Consider the following 16,561-nt stretch of genomic DNA (forward strand, 5'->3'; position numbering starts at 1 on the left):
GAGGAGCACGTGATGAAGAAGCCCAACGTTCAACGTTTTGCCGGTATCTATGCGGGTCTGCTGGTATCCATGCTGGCCTCGGTACCGGCATTCGCACTGGAAACGGTAGAGCCGGGAAGCCTGACTATCGCGTTCACTGGCGATATGCCGGGGACCGGTTATCAAGACAGCCGGATGGTCGGCTACGACGGTGAAATCCTTCAACAAATATCTGAGAAGCTGGGTTTGAAGGTTAAACCTGCCTTGATGGACTGGGCCGGCACCATCGCCTCAGTACAAGCTAAACGCGTGGATGTCATGGCCGGCACCATGGGCTGGACCGAGCAGCGCGCGAAGATCATGACCGTGAGCGACCCGATTCACTATTTCAAGAACGGCATCACCCAGACCGACAAGACTAACTGGAGCAGCCTCAAAGATTTGCAGGGCAAGAAGGTCGGCACCATCACGGGTTTCTCGTTCATCCCTGAGATGCGCAAGATCGAAGGGCTGCAAGTAGCGCTGTACGACACCTCCGATGCCGCGGTGCGCGATCTCCTCGCCGGGCGCATCGATGCAGTGATTGGGGATCCTCCGGTCATGCAATACGCCATTTTTCGCAACGAGCAGTGGCACCTGCACTTCAACGCTTTCACCGACAACGATCCGAATTTCCCACTGCTGACGGGTCTGGGTCAGGTGGTGTACGGCTTCAATAAAGGGGCCAGCCCGCAGCTGGTGGCTGCCGTGAACGAGCAGATCCAGACCCTCTGGAAAAGCTGTGAAATGCGCAAGATCGGTGCCCGCTACGGTCTGACTCAGGATGTCTGGTATGTGCCGGAAGGCAAGGACCTGAGGCTGGGTGTCGACCGCCCGGCGGACTGGAAACTGCCCGGCTGCAAGTAAGCGCTTGAGCGGATGAATCGGCCTGATGGCCCGCGCCGATTCATCGCCATGTCTATAACAAAAAGAGGTTAACCAAGATGTCGACCCCGTCCGAACCTGCGTTGCTGCGAGTGCATGACCTGCACAAAAGTTATGGTGATCTTGAGGTGCTCAAGGGGATCAACCTGGAGTTGAAAGCCGGTGAAACCCTGTCGTTGATCGGCCCCAGCGGGTCGGGAAAGTCCACTTGCCTGCGTTGCATCAATTACCTGGAAAAACCCACTCGAGGCGATATCTGGCTGGGCGACGAGTTGATCGGGCAGATCAAGGACGGTAAACGCATACGTCTGATGAATGATCGGGAAATGGCTCCGCAGCGACGCGAGATCGCGATGGTGTTCCAGCTCTTCTACCTGTGGCCACATTTGAGCGTACGCGACAACGTCGCGCTGGGGCCGATCAAGGCACAGGGTATGCCGCGCAAGCAGGCCTATGAGCTGGCTGATGCCATGTTGGAAAAAGTCCATCTGCGGCACAAGGCCGAGGTCTATCCCGAGCAGTTGTCCGGCGGACAGCAACAGCGGGTCGCTATCGCCCGCGCGTTGGCCCAACAACCTAAAGTCATCCTGTTCGACGAGCCGACCTCGGCGCTGGACCCCGAACTGGTGGGGGAAGTACTGGCCGTGATTCGTGAGCTGGCGCAAGAGGGCCGCACCATGATCATGGTGACCCACGAAGTGCGCTTCGCTCGGGATGTGGCGGATCGGGTGATCTTCATGGACGGCGGACACATTATCGAGCAAGGGCCTTCGGCGCAGGTAATCGACAACCCAAGCCATGAGCGTACCCGCAGTTTTCTTGGGCGCATGGCCATGGAGGGCGCTTGATGGCGAACTTCGAGGTCTTTCTCGGGCTACTGCCTCTGTTGTTGAAAGGCGCGCTCACCGCCCTGGAAATCGCGCTGTGTACCTTGCTGCTGGCGAGTGCCGGAGGGGTAGTACTGGCGGTGTTGCTGACGTTCAGTCGGTCACGGGTGTTGCATGGGGTGATCGGCTGTTTCATTGAGTGGATGCGCAATGTTCCCGCGCTGGCGCATCTGTTCCTGATCTATTTCGGTCTCTCCTACCTTGGCATCAACTTGCCCGCGTGGCTGGCCGCCATCGTTGGCTTGAGTCTGGTGGGCAGCGCGGTGTTGGCTGATATTTTCCGTAGCGGCTTGCAGTCGCTGCATGTCGGTCAGCATGAAGCCGGGTTGGCTGTCGGTCTGAGCCGGATGCAGATTTTGCACTGCATTCTCTTGCCCCAGGCCCTGCGCGTGACGTTGCCAGCGTTCGCCAACTACGTCACGCAATTGGTCAAGGACACCTCCATCGCCTCGGCCATCGCCGTGCCGGAAATCATGTTCCTGGCGCGCAATCTGGTGACCTCCACCTTCCAGACTTCACTGATCTATTTGGCTGTGATGTGCATCTACGCCGCGATGATTTTACCGATCGGTGTGGGATTCATTCGGCTCGAACGTCATTTTGGGAGCGCGCGATGATCAGTTTTTTTCAGCAATACCCGGAGTACTGGAGCGACTGGATCGCTCGCCTGTTGCTCGGTGCACGGATCACTGCCGAATTGTCCCTGATGGGGTTCGCTCTGGCGGTCGTGCTGGGGGCGTTGTTGGTCTGGGCGATGAGAAGTCCGAGTGTCATCCTGAAACGGTTGGCAGCGTTCTTTATTCAGAGCATGCGCGCTGTACCTCTTCTGGCGTTGCTGCTGGCCCTGTATTTCGCGTTGCCCAGCCTGGGGTTGACGTTGTCCGGCTATTGGGCCGGGGCCATCGGTCTGGGTTTGCAGGGTGCCGCTTACGTTGCGGAAATCCTCCGTGGCGGCCTGGATTCGCTGCATCGCGGCCAGCGCGAAGCCGCTATCGCCATCGGACTGACGCCGCTGAAAGCGTTTACCACCGTCATCCTGCCGCAAGCGATTCGCGGCATGTTGCCGCCACTGCTTAACGCCTACGTGTCGATCCTCAAGGACAGCTCGTTGTGCGCTCTGATCGCCACCGATGAGTTGATGCTGGCGGCGCGGGCCATCGCTTCGGAAACCTTCCTGCCAATGCATGTCTTCCTGCTGGTAGGGCTGTTCTATTTTGTTATCGCTTTCCCTCTTTCAATGCTGTCGCGTGTGCTTGAAAAGCACTTTTCACGCGGGCGCAAAACCGTACGAGGTTGAACATATGAGCACCATAGATCGAGTTACTTCCCACAGCATTGCCCAGTTGCAGCGGGCGCTGCAGGCGGGATCGCTGACTAGCGAAGCGCTGGTTCGTGCGCAACTGGCGCGCATCGAGCGCTTTGACGAGCAGCTCAATGCCTATGTCGAGACCTATTCCTCGCGTGCTTTGAGCGCGGCCATCGCCGCTGATCGCCAGCGTGCGTCCGGCATACACCTGGGACCGCTGCATGGCATTCCTCTGGCGATCAAGGACTTGTTCGAGATCGATGGCCAGGCCATCACGGGTGGATCATTGGCACAGGCACCGCGTGTTTCGAGGTTGACCGCCACTGCAGTGCAACGCCTGGAGCGTGCCGGTGCAATCATTCTTGGCAAGACCCACACCGTCGAATTCGCTTTCGGTGGCTGGGGCACCAACGCGGTGATGGGCACGCCGTGGAACCCGTGGGACCGTAACGTGCATCGCGCTCCGGGTGGCTCAAGCAGTGGCTCGGCAGTGGCCGTGGCCAGCGGGTTGGCGAGTGCTGCGTTGGGCACCGACACCGGCGGCTCGGTGCGGATTCCGGCGGGCATGTGCGGCTTGGTCGGGCTGAAAACCACGCGTGGGCTTATCAGTCGCCATGGCTTGATCGAACTGTGTCCTTCGCTGGATTCGGTAGGGCCTATCACCCACACCGTTGAAGACGCGGCGTGGATGTTGGATGCACTGCTGGGCCCGGACCCGCTGGATCCGGTTTCGGCCCAGGCACCTGTATTCAGCGCCGCTGCCGGTCTCAATCAGCCGGTAGCCGGTTTGCGCATCTGGGTGTTGCCACAGGCCGAACGAGCGCATGTCGCTCCCGGGGTGCTGAAGGCTTACGATTTGGGGCTCAAGCAGTTGGCCGCGTTGGGCATGCAACTGATCGAGCAACCGCTGCCCACGTCGTTGGAGCAGTGCATGCGCATCGCTGGTGGGCTGATGAGCGCCGAAGGTTATGCCAGCCTGGGTAGCTTGTTCGAGCGCGACGATCTGCGTTTCGACCCCCATGTTCAACGTCGCGTACTCAGTGGTCGCGCCATCGACGCAGCGTCGTATATCCAGTTGCACAATCAGCGCCGCGCCGCTCGGCACGCCATGCAGGAGGCCATGACCAACATAGACGCCTGCGCTTTCCCGACCAACGCTATTGGCAGTGTGCCGTTGGATGAGGTCGATGAATATGGCACGCCACTGGCCTTGTTGGGGCGGTTCGCCAACTTGCTGAACTTGTGTTCGGTGGCGCTGCCCATCGGGCTCGATGAAAAGTGCATGCCGGTCTCGATGCAGATTGTGGGTCGGGCATTCGCCGAACCGCTGATTCTGCGCATCGGCCATGCCTATCAACAGGTCAGCGATTGGCACACGCTACGGCCTGAGGGCTGGGAGCTGGCGGACAACGCGGTTGCGTGATGGATATAACTGCTTGATATATCCCTGGATATCACCCTGCCAGCGCCTCAAGTTAAAGTGGGGTTGGAAAGTGTCGCCTATAAATCTATATAAAAATTTAATATATACCTGCCCAGTGATTTCGCGAATCATCAAAAATTTCACCGGAAGGGTTACTCCAAGGATAACGTTTCAATAACGTTGTTCGCCCTGTACTGAGTTTGCTTTTGTCGCTATCAGTGGTGTTTCCTGCCGCCCATAAAGTCAGGCCATTTCCTTAGTCGGGTAGTGGCTTGCGCAGAGTCATGTATGTCGTCAAATCGTTAGTTGTCATCAACAACGTTCTGTATCAGGAGATGTATTGTATGCCTTTCACTCGGACTGTTATTGCTCTTTCTTTAGGTCTGATTATAGGGCAGGGGTATGTTCAGGCTGCACCGCTGCTTTCTTTGGATAATGGTCAGTCTGAACGGGCCGTGGCAACCAGTAATGCATGGGTTGAAATTAACCAGGCGGCGTTTGAAAACAATATTCGTACGCTCCAGAACACCTTGACGAATAAATCACGGCTTTGTGCCATCCTCAAGGCGGATGCCTATGGTCATGGTGTCGCGTTATTGATGCCGTCTGTCATAAAAATGGAAGTGCCCTGCGTAGGCATTGCCAGCAATGAAGAGGCTCGGGTTGTACGTGAAAGTGGATTCAAGGGGGAACTTGTCCGAGTGCGTACAGCGACGTTGGCCGAGGTGGAAGGAGCATTGCCGTACAAGATAGAGGAGTTAGTCAGTAGTCTCGATTATGCTCGAGAAACGGCCGCTATTGCTGAAAAGCATGGGAATCGCCTGAAGGTTCACTTGGCGTTGAACGCAGGTGGTATGAGTCGTAACGGCCTGGAAATGAGCACTGAACACGGTCGGCAAGAAGCCTTGGCGATCAATCGTTTGGCTCCTCTGGAGCTGGTCGGAATCATGACTCACTTCGCGGTGCAGGATAAGGATGATGTTCGGCAAGGGCTCAAGGCTTTCAATGAGCAAACGGCTTGGCTGATAAAGGCCGCCGGAATTGATAGAAGTAAAATCACTCTTCATGCGGCGAACTCTTACGCGACGTTAGAAGTGCCAGAGTCGCATTTGGACATGGTACGTGCCGGAGGCGCCTTGTATGGGATGATGGAACCTTCGCATGCCGAGTACAAACCGGTCATGCAGGTCAAGTCATACGTGGCGTCTGTTAATCAATACCCTAAAGGCAATACAGTGGGGTATGACCGAACAGTGACACTGAGTCGTGATTCAAAGCTTGCGAATATTCCAGTGGGCTATTCTGATGGCTATCGTCGAGCGTTTACCAATAAAGGCGTTGTCCTTATAGATGGGCAGCGTGCTCCAGTGGTAGGGAAGGTCTCCATGAATACACTCATGGTGGACGTGACAGATATCCCTGCTGTGCGCGCTGGCGATCAAGTGGTGCTCTTCGGTAAACAAGGCGACAGTGAGATCGCCCAGAGTGAACTTGAAGAACTCAGCGGAACATTGCTGGTGGACCTTGCTACCGTTTGGGGGAGTAGCAATCCCAAAGCCCTGGTGGCGGATAAAGCCTCCGACTAACCAGTGAGGGTGCTAGTCGCTACTGCGGTGGTAACGCTCACACAGTAGCGACTTTTGGCAGTGACGCCTCGAGGGTTTGTCATGCGGACGGTGATGCGCTGCGCTCCCGGCGGGCCGCTCGTCTTCCGTCATTGAATGTCCTTCAAATAATCCTTGAGCGCCATGAGCGGAGCACCAAGCTGCTCCATCGTCTGAGTCCCGGAAAACTCCCCCGTCAACCTCCGCAATTCCCGCCCCAATGGCTTATCCACACCACCGATGGCTTCCAGCGCCAATCCCACACACTCATCCACCTTCAACTGAATTGTCTCAACATCCCCCCGCCGCACCAGCAACTCAAACACATCCCGCTGGTAGTCACCCATCACCAGGTCGTCACGCAAAATCGGGCTTGAATCTTCCGATTCATAAGCCAGTTTGAGGGAGAAGAGGGCGACGGTTTCCAGGTGCAATTCCATGGGGGGAATCCTTGTGAAATGTTCTTCCGGCGAGAAGGGCAGAAGAGAAGCAAGATCAAAAGATCGCAGCCTTCGGCAGCTCCTACAGGTCAGCGCATTGTCAGGGCGTTGTTGGTGGGGGTGTCAGGTGCTTTTTCACAGACGAAAAAAAAGGCCTTGCAAAGCAAGACCTTTCTTAATTTTGGTGCCCCGAGGGAGACTCGAACTCCCACTCCTTTCGAAAACGGATTTTGAATCCGCCGCGTCTACCAATTCCGCCATCAGGGCTCAATGGCGGCGAAGTATAGAGATGAGATAACCGCTGGTCAATCAGGTACATGGAGAATTTTTGATATTTCCGCTAGACTTCCCGGCCCTGCTAGACGACACCCCATCATGCGCGTTGCTGACTTTACCTTCGAGCTCCCTGATTCGCTGATCGCCCGCCATCCGCTGGCCGAGCGGCGCAATAGTCGCCTGTTGACCCTGGATGGGGTCAGCGGCGCTCTGGCACACCGTCAATTCACTGATTTGCTGGAGCTTTTGCGCCCCGGCGATTTGATGGTGTTCAACAATACCCGGGTGATTCCGGCGCGGCTGTTTGGCCAGAAGGCTTCCGGCGGCAAGCTGGAAATCCTGGTGGAGCGGGTGCTCGACAGTCATCGCGTGCTGGCCCATGTGCGTTCCAGCAAGTCGCCCAAGCCTGGGTCGAAGATCCTCATCGATGGCGGTGGCGAGGCCGAGATGCTGGCGCGGCACGATGCGTTGTTCGAGCTTAAGTTCGCCGAGGAGGTGTTGCCGCTGCTCGACCGCGTCGGGCACATGCCGTTGCCTCCTTATATAGACCGTCCGGATGAAGGCGCCGACCGCGAGCGTTACCAGACTGTCTACGCCGAGCGTTTGGGCGCGGTGGCGGCGCCGACGGCGGGGCTGCATTTCGATCAGGTGTTGATGGAGGCGATTGCCGCCAAGGGCGTCGAGACCGCGTTCGTGACCCTGCACGTCGGCGCTGGCACTTTCCAGCCGGTGCGGGTGGAGAAGATCGAAGATCACCACATGCACAGCGAATGGCTGGAAGTCGGCCAGGACGTGGTGGATGCCGTTGCCGCCTGTCGCGCTCGCGGTGGTCGGGTGGTGGCCGTAGGGACCACCAGCGTGCGTTCCCTGGAAAGCGCTGCCCGCGATGGCGTGCTCAAGCCGTTCAGTGGCGACACCGACATTTTCATCTACCCGGGCCGGCCGTTTCATGTGGTCGATGCCCTGGTCACCAACTTCCATTTGCCCGAATCCACGCTGTTGATGCTGGTTTCGGCGTTCGCCGGTTATCCCGAGACCATGGCTGCCTACAAGGCCGCCGTCGACAACGGATACCGCTTTTTCAGCTACGGTGATGCGATGTTTATCACCCGTAACCCCGCACCACGTGGCCCTGAGGAAACAGAATGAGTCGCACCAGTCGTATGTCGTTTGAGTTACTTGCTACTGACGGCAAGGCTCGTCGCGGTCGTTTGACCTTCCCGCGCGGTACCGTCGAGACCCCGGCCTTCATGCCGGTGGGCACCTACGGCACGGTCAAGGGCATGCTGCCACGGGATATCGAGGCGACTGGCGCTGAAATCATTCTGGGCAACACTTTCCACCTGTGGCTGCGCCCGGGCACGGAAGTGATCAAGAAGCACGGCGACCTGCACGATTTCATGCAGTGGAAAGGCCCGATCCTGACCGACTCCGGTGGTTTCCAGGTGTTCAGCCTGGGCGCCATGCGCAAGATCAAGGAGGAGGGCGTGACCTTCGCTTCCCCGGTCGATGGCGCCAAGGTGTTCATGGGCCCGGAAGAGTCGATGCAGGTCCAGCGTGACCTGGGCTCCGACATCGTGATGATTTTCGACGAATGCACGCCGTACCCGGCCGACGAAGACGTCGCCCGCGTATCGATGGAGTTGTCCCTGCGTTGGGCCAAGCGTTCGAAAGAAGCCCATGGCGACAACACGGCGGCGCTGTTCGGCATCGTCCAGGGCGGCATGCACCAGGACCTGCGCATGCGCTCCCTGGAAGGCCTCGACAAGATCGGCTTCGATGGCCTGGCCATCGGCGGCCTGTCGGTGGGCGAGCCCAAGCACGAAATGATCAAGGTGCTGGATTATCTGCCGGGCATGATGCCGGCTGACAAACCTCGTTACCTTATGGGCGTTGGCAAACCGGAAGACTTGGTTGAGGGTGTGCGCCGCGGTGTGGACATGTTCGATTGCGTGATGCCAACCCGTAATGCCCGCAACGGGCATCTGTTCATCGATACCGGCGTGCTGAAGATCCGTAACGCGTTCCATCGCCATGATGATTCGCCGCTCGATCCGACCTGCGATTGCTATACCTGCCAGAACTTCTCCCGCGCTTATCTGCATCACCTGGACAAGTGCGGCGAAATGCTGGGAAGCATGCTCAATACCATCCATAACTTGCGCCATTATCAAGTGCTTATGGCTGGTTTGCGCGAGGCTATTCAACAGGGTACATTGGCCGCCTTTGTCGATGCCTTCTACGCCAAACGCGGGCTTCCCGTGCCGCCTTTGGACTGAGTTTTCTGACCCCAAGATTCAACATTTGCAACTGGAGTGCTAAATGAGCTTTTTTATCTCTAATGCCATGGCTGACGCCGCTGCACCTGCTGCGGGCCCAATGGGTGGCGGTTTCGAGTGGATTTTCCTGGTCGGTTTCCTGGTCATCTTCTATCTGATGATCTGGCGTCCACAGGCCAAGCGCGCCAAAGAGCAGAAAAACCTGCTGAGCAGCCTGCAGAAAGGCGACGAAGTTGTGACCACCGGCGGCATCGCCGGCAAGATCACTAAAGTGGCCGACGATTTCGTCGTTCTGGAAGTTTCCGACACCGTCGAAATGAAATTCCAGAAAGGCGCCATCGCCGCGACGCTGCCAAAAGGCACGCTCAAAGCGATCTAAGTTTCAACTTCATCTTCAATCGACGGGGCGCGCAAGGCGCCCCGCGTCATAAACGGGCGGCGTGATGCTGAACAAATATCCTCTGTGGAAATACATTCTGATCCTGGCGGTGCTGGCGGTCGGTCTGATTTATTCCGCTCCCAATCTTTATCCTGATGACCCGGCCATTCAGGTCAGCGGTGCCAGCACGGCGCTGCAGGTCAATCAGACTGATCTGGACCGTGTGAGCGCTGCGCTCAAGGAATCCGGGATCAACGTCAAGGCTGCCACCCTGGCTGCCGGCGGCAAGGGCGGGCTGATTCGCCTGACCAAGGCTGAAGACCAGCTGCCGGCCAAGGACGTTGTACGCAAGGCATTGGGTGATGACTACGTCGTCGCGCTGAACCTGGCACAAACCACCCCGCAATGGCTGCGCAACCTCGCTGCGCACCCGATGAAGCTGGGTCTGGACTTGTCCGGTGGTGTGCACTTCCTGCTGGAAGTGGACATGGAAAAAGCCCTCGATGCACGCCTGAAAGTCTACGAAGGCGACGTCAAGAGCCTGCTGCGTAAAGAGAAGCTGCGCTATCGCAGCCTGCCGCAACTGGGCGGTGCCATCCAGCTGGGCTTCGCTGATGAAGACAGCCGCGAACAGGCCCGTACGATCATCCGCAAGAACTTCAACGATTTCGACATTGTTCCGGCCGACCTCAATGGTCAACCGGTGCTGCGTCTGGCGATGACCCCGGCCAAGCTGGCGGAAATCCGCGAATACTCCATCAAGCAGAACTTGACCACGGTGCGTAACCGCGTCAACGAGCTGGGTGTTGCCGAACCGATCGTTCAGCGCCAGGGCGCCAACCGCATCGTGGTTGAGCTGCCGGGCGTGCAGGACACCGCCGAAGCCAAGCGTATCCTCGGCAAGACGGCCAACCTGGAGTTCCGTCTGGCTGCTGAGCCGGGTGCTTCGAAAGCCACTTCCGAGGAATTCGAGTTCCGTGAGGGCAAGCGTCCTCCTGCGCTGATCGAGCGTGGCCTGATCATCACCGGTGACCAGGTGACTGACGCCAAGGCTGGCTTCGGCGAGCATGGCACACCGGAAGTGAACATCCGTCTGGACGGTCACGGCGGCGAGTTGATGAACCGTGCGACCCGTTCGAACGTCGGTCGCAGCATGGCGGTGATCTTCATCGAGCAACGTCCGATCACCACTTACACCAAGCAGATGGTCAATGGCGTCGAGAAAGACGTGCCGGTTCAGACCTTCAAGGAAGAGAAGAAGATCATCAGCCTGGCGACCATTCAGTCGCCGCTGGGTGCGCAGTTCCGTATTACCGGCCTGAATGGCCAAGGCGAGTCGTCCGAGCTGGCGCTGCTGCTGCGTGCCGGTGGTCTGGCTGCACCGATGTACTTCGCTGAAGAACGCACCATCGGCCCAAGCCTGGGTGCCGACAACATCACCAAGGGTATCGATGCATCGCTGTGGGGCATGCTGTTCGTCTCGCTGTTCATCATGGCCATCTACCGCTTCTTCGGCCTGATCGCCACCGTCGCTCTGGCGGTGAACATGGTGATGCTGCTGGCCCTGATGTCGCTGCTGGGTGCAACGCTGACCCTGCCGGGTATCGCCGGTATCGTGTTGACCATGGGTATGGCGGTCGACGCCAACGTGCTGATCTTCTCGCGGATCCGTGAAGAGATCGCCGCCGGCATGACCGTGCAGCGCGCAATCAACGAAGGCTTCGGCCGGGCATTCACCGCGATTCTCGATGCCAACCTGACCACCTTGCTGGTCGGCGGCATCCTCTTTGCCATGGGCACCGGCCCGGTCAAGGGCTTCGCAGTGACCATGTCCCTCGGGATCTTTACCTCGATGTTCACGGCCATCATGGTGACCCGCGCGATGGTCAACCTGATCTTCGGCGGTCGTGACTTCAAGAAGTTGTGGATTTAAGGGGCTGCCATGTTACGTACAATCAACTTCATGGGCGTTCGCAACTTTGCGTTCGGCGTCACATTGTTCCTTACGGCACTGGCAATATTCAGTGTCTTCCATAAGGGCATGAACTGGGGCCTGGACTTCACCGGCGGTACGCTCATCGAGCTGACCTACGAGCGTCCAGCCGATGTCACCAAGGTGCGTGAGCAGCTGGTGACCGCGGGTTATCACGAAGCCATCGTGCAGAACTTCGGTGCGACCACCGATTTGCTGGTGCGCATGCCTGGCGAAGACCCGCAACTGGGTCACCAGGTCGCCGAAGCCTTGCAGAAGGTGGGTGGCGAAAACCCGGCGACGGTCAAGCGAGTCGAGTTCGTCGGCCCGCAGGTGGGTGAAGAGCTGCGCGACCAGGGCGGCCTCGGCATGCTGATGGCGCTGGGCGGTATCCTGATCTACCTGGCGTTCCGCTTTCAGTGGAAGTTTGCGGTCGGTGCGATCGTATCCCTGATCCACGACGTGATCGTGACTGTCGGTATCCTGTCGTTCTTCCAGATCACCTTCGACCTGACAGTGCTGGCGGCGGTACTGGCGATCATCGGTTACTCGCTCAACGACACCATCGTGGTATTCGACCGGGTTCGCGAGAACTTCCGTGTACTGCGCAAGGCCAGCCTGATCGAGAACATCAACATTTCGACCACGCAAACCCTGCTGCGGACCATGGCGACTTCGATCTCCACCTTGCTGGCGATCGCGGCCCTGCTGTTCTTCGGTGGCGACAACCTGTTCGGTTTCTCCATTGCCCTGTTCATCGGTGTTCTGGCGGGTACTTACTCGTCGATCTACATCGCGAACGTGGTGCTGATCTGGCTGAACCTGAGCACTGAAGACCTGATTCCTCCGGCCAATACCGAGAAGGAAGTCGACGACCGTCCTTGAGGGAGCAACCCTTAAGCGGTGTCATCCAAAAAGGCGCGAGTTGAACTCGCGCCTTTTTTTGTGCTCCAAGGCAGGGAGAAGCGCGGACACGTTCCGCATGTGATGGTCCAGGAGGTTCATGTGAACAAGTCGATGCTGGTTGGTGCTGTACTGGGTGCTGTCGGTGTAACTGCCGGGGGTGCTGTGGCCACCTACAGCCTGGTTAAAAGCGGCCCGGAGTACGCACAAGTACTCGCCGTTGAGCCGGTCAAGACACAAATCAAGACTCCACGTGAAGTATGCAAGGATGTAACGGTCACCCGGCAGGCGCCGGTGAAAGATCAACATCAGATCGCCGGTACGGTGGTCGGTGCATTGGCAGGTGGTCTGCTGGGTAACCAGGTCGGTGGTGGTACCGGCAAGAAGATCGCCACGGTCGCGGGCGCTGTCGGTGGCGGTTATGCCGGCAACAAGGTGCAGGAAGGCATGCAAGAGCGTGATACCTACACCACCACCCAGACCCGCTGTAACACGGTTAACGACATCAGTGACAAGGTTGTAGGTTACGACGTGCAGTATTCGCTGGATGGCAAGGAAGGCAAGGTGCGCATGGATCGTGATCCAGGCAACCAGATTCCGGTGGATAAGGAAGGCAAGTTGATCCTGTCTGAGAATCAGACGGCTCATTGATCTGCTGATGCCGGATTAAAAAAGAAGCACCCTGCGGGGTGCTTTTTTGTGCCTGCCATTTCTGCACCGACACCAATCCCTGTAGGAGCGAGCTTGCTCGCGAAGAGCCCAAAGGCACCGCGCTCATCCAGAATTCCCGCGTTATCGTTGACGACCATCGCGAGCGAGCTCGCTCCTACAGTGGGGTTGTGGTGTTATCGAGGGCAAATTCCAGGCATAAAAAAAGCACCCCGCAGGGTGCTTTCTCTGTCGCTGGAAGCTTAGCGCTTCAGCGAGGCCGGCAGGTGCGGCTGGATCGCCGTCAAAACTGCCTTGAAGCATTTGGTGTTGCCGGCAACGACGTGGCCTTTTTCAAGGAAGTCGTGACCACCGGTGAAGTCGCTCACCAGGCCGCCAGCTTCCTGGATCAGCAGGGCGCCAGCAGCCATGTCCCACTCGGACAGGCCCGACTCCCAGAACGCGTCGAAACGGCCGGCGGCCACGTAGGCCAGGTCCAGGCTCGCCGAGCCTGCACGGCGGATGCCGGCGGTCTGGCCAACCAGGGCGCGGAACATGCCCAGGTAGTTGTCGAGGTTGTCCATCTGGTCGTCACGGAACGGGAAGCCGGTACCCAGCAGGGCGCCGTCCAGGCTGGTGCGGCCGCTGACGCGCAGGCGACGACCGTTCAGTTGAGCGCCGCGACCACGGCTGGCGGTGAATTCTTCCTGGCGAACCGGGTCCAGAACAACGGCGTGCTCAAGACGACCGCGGTATTTGCAGGCGATGCTGACAGCGAAATGAGGAATGCCGCGCAGGAAGTTGGTGGTGCCGTCCAGCGGATCGATGATCCACAGGTACTCTTCGCCTTCGATGCCGGTGCCGGCGTGCATGCCGGTCTCTTCACCCAGGATCGAGTGATTCGGGTAGGCCTTGCGCAGGGCGTCGATGATTTTCTGTTCGGCGGCGCGATCCACCTCGGATACGTAATCCTTGGCGTCTTTTTCGTCGACCTTGATGGTATCCAGGCGCTCGATGGAGCGGAAGATCAATTCACTGGCGCTGCGGGCGGCGCGCAGCGCGATATTCAGCATGGGCTGCATGGATGTGTCACCTAAGGTTGTTAAAGAAAGCCGGGCATTCTATCAGAAAGTTTCTACAGGAGAAGGACGACGTTCGCTTTCGTGGCTTAACGGTAGGATGAGCTGTAAGATTCCGCTCCCGATTATTGTGTTCGAGAGCGCCTCCCTTGCTGCAAAACATTCGTGTCGTCCTGGTCAATACCAGCCATCCGGGCAATGTCGGCGGGGCTGCGCGTGCCATGAAGAACATGGGCCTGTCGCGGCTGGTGCTGGTCGAACCGCGCCTGTTCCCGCACCACGAGGCCGATGCCCGTGCTTCCGGTGCCGGTGACATCCTTGAAAACGCGCAAGTCGTCGCCACCTTGGAAGATGCCTTGGTCGGCTGCAATCTGGTGCTCGGCACCAGCGCCCGCGACCGACGCATTCCCTGGCCATTGCTCGATCCCCGCGAATGCGGAACGAAGGTGGTCGAGGAGGCCGGGCAGGGTGCCCAAATCGCCTTGGTGTTCGGTCGTGAAGATTCCGGCCTGACCAACGAAGAGCTGCAGCGATGTCACTATCACGTGCACATTCCATCAGACCCTGAGTTCAGCTCGCTGAACCTTGGGGCGGCGGTGCAGGTGTTGAGCTATGAAGTGCGCATGTCCTGGCTGGCCGCCCAAGGTCAGCCGAGCAAGGTCGAGAAGGAAGAAGTGGCTTCGGTGAAAAGCGCTGAGCTTGCGACCATGGATGAGCTGGAGCGATTCTATGAGCACCTGGAGCAGACCCTCGTGGCCATCGAATTCCTTGATCCGGAAAAGCCACGGCACTTGATGGCGCGCCTGCGCCGGTTGTACGGACGCAGCTCGGTCAGCCGGGCGGAAATGAATATTTTGCGTGGCATTCTCACGGAAACCCAGAAAGCGGCCCGTGGTGAGCTACTAAACCGGAAGGATTAATGATGTTCGAGCGTTTGCGTGAAGATATCCAGAGCGTATTCCACCGAGACCCGGCGGCGCGTAACGCTTTTGAAGTCCTGACTTGCTACCCCGGCATGCACGCCATCTGGATTCACCGTTTGTCGGCGATGCTGTGGCGCGCGGACCTGAAATGGCTGGCGCGCCTGGTGTCGAACTTCGGGCGCTGGTTGACCGGGATCGAGATTCATCCGGGGGCCAAGGTCGGTCGTCGTTTCTTCATTGACCATGGCATGGGCATTGTCATCGGTGAAACGGCGGAAATCGGCGATGACGTGACCATTTATCAGGGCGTGACCCTCGGTGGTACCAGCTGGAATAAAGGCAAGCGTCACCCGACGCTGGGTGATGGTGTCGTTGTTGGTGCCGGCGCCAAGGTGCTTGGCCCGTTCACTGTCGGTGCAGGTGCGAAGGTCGGCTCCAACGCCGTGGTGACCAAAGAGGTGCCGCCGGGCGCCACTGTGGTGGGGATTCCGGGGCGGATCATCGTCAAACCCGACGAAGAGCAGGACGCCAAACGCAAGGCCATGGCCGAGAAGATCGGTTTTGATGCCTATGGCGTGACTGAAGACATGCCGGACCCGGTGGCGCGTGCCATTAACCAGTTGCTCGATCATCTGCAGGCGGTCGATGGGCGTCTGGAGGGGATGTGCGGGGCGTTGAAGGATCTGGGCAGCAATTATTGTGCGAAAGATCTGCCTGAGCTGCGCGAAGAAGACTTCGCATGTGTGAAGGACAAGGATCAGAGTCAGGCCAGCTGATGCTTTTGTAGGAGCTGCCGCAGGCTGCGATCTTTTGATCTTGCTTTTAACGGCAAAGATCAAAAGATCGCAGCCTGCGGCAGCTCCTACAGGGGTCGTATTCAGAGATGTGCGGTACGCTGACCGGTGTGCCATTAAGCCGCAGACCCTGCTATGATTCCGCCGCTCTTTTGCGGGTAAACCCGACTAAAGCACTAGGTCTTATAGTTGACTTAAATACTCGGGAATTGCATACTCGCCTCATTCCGAACTCCGTGGTAATTGTCCATGCGACTGACTACAAAAGGCCGATACGCCGTGACCGCCATGCTTGACCTGGCGTTGCACGCGCAGCACGGGCCCGTGTCCCTGGCCGATATCTCCGAGCGCCAAGGCATCTCCCTGTCCTACCTCGAACAGCTTTTCGCCAAGCTGCGCCGCAGCAACCTGGTGTCCAGCGTGCGTGGTCCGGGCGGTGGTTACCAATTGTCCCGCGAGATGCAGGGCATTCAGGTCGCCCAGGTGATCGATGCGGTGAACGAATCGGTCGATGCAACCAAATGCCAGGGGCAGGGTGATTGCCATTCCGGCGACACTTGCCTGACTCACCACTTGTGGTGCGATCTGAGCCTGCAGATTCACGAATTTTTGAGCGGTATCAGCTTGGCTGATCTTGTGACTCGCCGTGAGGTGCAAGAAGTAGCCCAGCGTCAGGACCAGCGCCGTTGCAACAGCAAGGCGCCACGCCTGGACAAGATTGAAGCGTCCGCCGTCGAATGACAGC

At 58.4% G+C, this 16,561-nt stretch carries 18 protein-coding genes and 1 tRNA gene; 15 read left to right on the forward strand and 4 right to left on the reverse strand.

Features of this window, described 5'->3' with window-relative positions; genetic code table 11:
- The first annotated feature begins 12 nt into the window (after nucleotides 1-12).
- The 6 genes from KW849_RS10955 to alr all read left to right on the forward strand — a co-directional run bounded on the left by KW849_RS10955 (nucleotide 13) and on the right by alr (nucleotide 6,105).
- Nucleotides 13-885, forward strand: coding sequence for an ABC transporter substrate-binding protein (locus KW849_RS10955; protein ID WP_218429437.1), 873 nt, complete (start codon nucleotides 13-15; stop codon nucleotides 883-885).
- 77 nt (nucleotides 886-962) lie between these two features.
- Nucleotides 963-1,751, forward strand: coding sequence for an amino acid ABC transporter ATP-binding protein (locus tag KW849_RS10960; protein ID WP_256357168.1), 789 nt, complete (start codon nucleotides 963-965; stop codon nucleotides 1,749-1,751).
- On the forward strand, nucleotides 1,751-2,407 hold the full coding sequence (locus tag KW849_RS10965; RefSeq protein WP_019582764.1) for an amino acid ABC transporter permease: 657 nt from the start codon (nucleotides 1,751-1,753) through the stop codon (nucleotides 2,405-2,407). Before KW849_RS10960 ends, KW849_RS10965 begins: the two co-directional genes overlap by 1 nt.
- Nucleotides 2,404-3,087, forward strand: a complete 684-nt coding sequence (locus tag KW849_RS10970; RefSeq protein ID WP_218429438.1) for an amino acid ABC transporter permease — start codon at nucleotides 2,404-2,406, stop codon at nucleotides 3,085-3,087. The genes KW849_RS10965 and KW849_RS10970 overlap by 4 nt, the downstream gene beginning before the upstream one ends.
- 4 nt (nucleotides 3,088-3,091) lie before the next feature.
- Nucleotides 3,092-4,519: an amidase gene (locus tag KW849_RS10975; RefSeq protein WP_218429439.1), complete on the forward strand. Its 1,428-nt coding sequence runs from the start codon at nucleotides 3,092-3,094 to the stop codon at nucleotides 4,517-4,519.
- A gap of 344 nt (nucleotides 4,520-4,863) precedes the next feature.
- The gene (gene alr, locus KW849_RS10980) at nucleotides 4,864-6,105 is read left to right on the forward strand and encodes an alanine racemase (protein WP_218429440.1); all 1,242 of its coding nucleotides are present in this window, start codon (nucleotides 4,864-4,866) and stop codon (nucleotides 6,103-6,105) included.
- A gap of 128 nt (nucleotides 6,106-6,233) precedes the next feature.
- On the opposite strand, the gene KW849_RS10985 is transcribed toward alr, so the two are convergent.
- Both KW849_RS10985 and KW849_RS10990 read right to left on the reverse strand, forming a co-directional pair.
- Nucleotides 6,234-6,563 (reverse strand): hypothetical protein, encoded by a 330-nt coding sequence (locus tag KW849_RS10985; protein ID WP_218429441.1) that lies wholly within the window; start codon nucleotides 6,561-6,563, stop codon nucleotides 6,234-6,236.
- 182 nt (nucleotides 6,564-6,745) lie between these two features.
- Nucleotides 6,746-6,830: transfer RNA gene (locus KW849_RS10990), tRNA-Leu, on the reverse strand.
- A 108-nt stretch (nucleotides 6,831-6,938) separates the two neighbouring features.
- Between KW849_RS10990 and queA the strand changes: the two genes are divergently transcribed.
- The 6 genes from queA (at nucleotide 6,939) to KW849_RS11020 (ending at nucleotide 13,023) form a co-directional block, all read left to right on the forward strand.
- Entirely contained in the window at nucleotides 6,939-7,988 is a 1,050-nt protein-coding gene (queA, locus tag KW849_RS10995) for a tRNA preQ1(34) S-adenosylmethionine ribosyltransferase-isomerase QueA (protein ID WP_218429442.1), read from the forward strand.
- Between the two features lie 14 nt (nucleotides 7,989-8,002).
- On the forward strand, nucleotides 8,003-9,118 hold the full coding sequence (gene tgt, locus KW849_RS11000) for a tRNA guanosine(34) transglycosylase Tgt (RefSeq protein WP_177413271.1): 1,116 nt from the start codon (nucleotides 8,003-8,005) through the stop codon (nucleotides 9,116-9,118).
- Between the two features lie 43 nt (nucleotides 9,119-9,161).
- Nucleotides 9,162-9,497, forward strand: coding sequence for a preprotein translocase subunit YajC (gene yajC, locus KW849_RS11005; RefSeq protein WP_007982729.1), 336 nt, complete (start codon nucleotides 9,162-9,164; stop codon nucleotides 9,495-9,497).
- Between the two features lie 64 nt (nucleotides 9,498-9,561).
- Entirely contained in the window at nucleotides 9,562-11,430 is a 1,869-nt protein-coding gene (gene secD / locus KW849_RS11010) for a protein translocase subunit SecD (protein WP_218429443.1), read from the forward strand.
- Between the two features lie 9 nt (nucleotides 11,431-11,439).
- A complete protein-coding gene (gene secF, locus KW849_RS11015; RefSeq protein ID WP_108216509.1) occupies nucleotides 11,440-12,354 on the forward strand; it encodes a protein translocase subunit SecF in 915 nt (304 codons plus the stop codon).
- Nucleotides 12,355-12,474: 120 nt separating this feature from the next.
- Complete coding sequence (locus KW849_RS11020; protein WP_218429444.1) at nucleotides 12,475-13,023, forward strand: glycine zipper 2TM domain-containing protein; 549 nt, start codon at nucleotides 12,475-12,477, stop codon at nucleotides 13,021-13,023.
- On the opposite strand, the gene KW849_RS11025 is transcribed toward KW849_RS11020, so the two are convergent.
- Nucleotides 13,017-13,181, reverse strand: a complete 165-nt coding sequence (locus KW849_RS11025) for a hypothetical protein (protein ID WP_218429445.1) — start codon at nucleotides 13,179-13,181, stop codon at nucleotides 13,017-13,019. The genes KW849_RS11020 and KW849_RS11025 overlap by 7 nt on opposite strands.
- Before the next feature lie 102 nt (nucleotides 13,182-13,283).
- Nucleotides 13,284-14,102: an inositol-phosphate phosphatase gene (gene suhB / locus KW849_RS11030; RefSeq protein ID WP_008053258.1), complete on the reverse strand. Its 819-nt coding sequence runs from the start codon at nucleotides 14,100-14,102 to the stop codon at nucleotides 13,284-13,286.
- Nucleotides 14,103-14,248: 146 nt separating this feature from the next.
- On the opposite strand from suhB, the gene trmJ reads away from it, so the two are divergent.
- The 3 genes from trmJ to iscR all read left to right on the forward strand — a co-directional run bounded on the left by trmJ (nucleotide 14,249) and on the right by iscR (nucleotide 16,557).
- A complete protein-coding gene (gene trmJ / locus KW849_RS11035; RefSeq protein ID WP_218429446.1) occupies nucleotides 14,249-15,019 on the forward strand; it encodes a tRNA (cytosine(32)/uridine(32)-2'-O)-methyltransferase TrmJ in 771 nt (256 codons plus the stop codon).
- Nucleotides 15,020-15,021: 2 nt separating this feature from the next.
- A complete protein-coding gene (gene cysE / locus KW849_RS11040) occupies nucleotides 15,022-15,798 on the forward strand; it encodes a serine O-acetyltransferase (RefSeq protein ID WP_007998676.1) in 777 nt (258 codons plus the stop codon).
- Between the two features lie 267 nt (nucleotides 15,799-16,065).
- Nucleotides 16,066-16,557 (forward strand): Fe-S cluster assembly transcriptional regulator IscR, encoded by a 492-nt coding sequence (iscR, locus tag KW849_RS11045; RefSeq protein WP_038362955.1) that lies wholly within the window; start codon nucleotides 16,066-16,068, stop codon nucleotides 16,555-16,557.
- Nucleotides 16,558-16,561: the final 4 nt, after the last annotated feature.

Origin of the sequence: Pseudomonas sp. PDM26, from assembly GCF_019219185.1 — a bacterium.
GTDB lineage: Bacteria > Pseudomonadota > Gammaproteobacteria > Pseudomonadales > Pseudomonadaceae > Aquipseudomonas.